Raw genomic sequence first — 2,084 nt, forward strand, 5'->3', positions numbered from 1 at the left:
ATCTCGGCCAGGGCGGCGGCCTCGATAGGCTTGGGCAGCACGTCGTCCATGCCCGCGGCGTGGTAGCCGGCCGTTTCCTGCTCCAGCAGGCTGGCGGTGACGGCCACGATCGGCACACGCGGCCGGCCGGAGCTGCCTTCCTCCAGGCGGATGGTCCGCGTCGCCTCCACCCCGTCCATCACCGGCATGTGGACGTCCATGAAGATCGCGTCCCAGGGTTGGCGCCGCCAGGCCTCGACCGCCTCGCGCCCGTCGGCGGCGAAGCCGCATGAGATCCCGAACGGCTCGACCAGGGCCGCGATGATCTTGCGGTTCATGGCGTTGTCGTCGACGACCAGCAGGGTGTGCGGCTCGTGTTCGCCGCCGTCCGCGGATTCCAGGCGGGCAGGCGCGAACGGCGCGATCACGGGGCAGGGGACGCTGATGGTGAAGGTCGAGCCCTCGCCGGGCTTGGACGAGGCCGACATGGCGCCGCCCATCTTGCTCACCAGCCCCTGACACAGCGCCAGGCCCAGGCCGATGCCGCCGGCCGAGCGCTTGGTCGAGTCGTCGATCTGGCTGAAGCGTTCGAAGATGACCGCCATCTTCTCCGGCGCGACGCCGTCCCCGGTGTCGGTGACCTCGATCCGAAGGTCGTTTCCCGCCCCGACGATGCGGCACTCGACGCCGCCCTCCTGGGTGAACTTCAGAGCGTTGTCGATCAGCAGGCTGATCACCTGGCGCAGGCGGTCGACGTCGCCCTGACGCGTCTCGTCTGGTCCGGCCTCCATCATCAGGGTCAGGCGCAGGCCACGTTCCTCGGCCGTGGGGCGATGCAGGTCGTCCAGCGATTGGGCTAGGGCGGCCAGCCGGAAAGGGCGCGGCTTGAGCTCCAGGGCGCCGTCGTCCAGTTGCGAGAGGTCGAGGACGTCGTCGATCATCATGCGCAGCCGTCGAGCCGCGCCCTTCATTTCCACGACCTGATCGCGCTGTTTGCGGGTCAGGTTCGAGCGCACCAGGATCTGGCCCATGCCCAGGATGGCGTTCAGCGGCGTGCGCATCTCGTGGCTGACGGTGGCCAGGAACCGGGATTTGGCCTGGTTGGCGGTCTGGGCGCGCAGGGTGGCCTCCTCCAGCTGGCGGGTGCGCAGCGCCACGCGCGCCTCCAGATCCTGGTTCAGGCTGTTGAGGTCCTGGCTCCGGCGGCCCAAGGCCTCGACCAGGTCGCGGTTCTGGTCTCGCAGCTGGACGGAGTCGACCAGCAGGGCGTGATTGTTGCGATGACCGGTCAGCATGACCAGCCAGAAGGCGACGCCCAGCGACCCGAGGATGAGATCGCTGGCCATCAGGGCCAGGGAGGGCGGCAGCAGGATCAGGGAGATGTAGATGCGTCCCGTCAGCTTCAGCGGCGACAGGACGCCCGTCGCGCCGCCGGCCAGGGCCGACAGCACCACGATGATCACATAGCGCGTGCGCAGGCTGTCGACCGGGAAACGCACGCAGGCGAGGAAGGCCCAGAGGGCCGCGCTGACCAGTAGGCCGGCCGAGAAGGCGACAACGATGGCGTTCAGCCGGCGGCCGGAGACCTGATCGCGCAGGGCGCTGGCCAGCAGCCGGCTCGTGACGATCCGCGCCACCAGTGCCGTTAGGGTCACGGCCAGCCAGATCCAGTAGAACGGCCGCTCGCTCGGCAAGGTGGCCAGGGTGACGCCGATCGCCGCGGCGGCCTGCACGCCCATGGTCGCCATGCTGTTGCGCGACGCTTGCTGCACGAGAGCCAGGGCGAGCGGATCATCACAGATGCTCAAGGAGGCTCGCTTGGAAGTCATGGTTGGCTTGCGATCACGACATAGGGTTGCGAAATTATGCCCTGCGCGAATGGCCAAGTCATCGCGTCCTTCCAGCGACAAAGCGCCGCGCTGGATGGAGAACGCCCTGTAAATTCTAGCCTTTCAGGGGCTCCCACTGACCGGGAGCCGAAACGCGAAACGCCGCCCGGCGGACTGGCCGGGCGGCGTCGACATCGGTCGCGGACGGCCGATCAGTTCTGAGGCGGGGGGCCTTCCGGCGGCGGGCCGGGAGGCGGGCCTTCGCCTTGTTGCATA

1 protein-coding gene is annotated in these 2,084 nt (G+C 68.7%); it reads right to left on the bottom strand.

Annotation, left to right across the window (positions count from 1 at the left end; translation table 11 throughout):
- On the bottom strand, positions 1–1,787 hold a 1,787-nt coding region (locus tag VJ655_RS10805; RefSeq protein WP_324111066.1), incomplete at its 3' end, for an ATP-binding protein.
- Between the last annotated feature and the right edge of the window lie 297 nt (positions 1,788–2,084).

This window comes from Caulobacter sp., assembly GCF_035254145.1.
Lineage (GTDB): Bacteria > Pseudomonadota > Alphaproteobacteria > Caulobacterales > Caulobacteraceae > Caulobacter.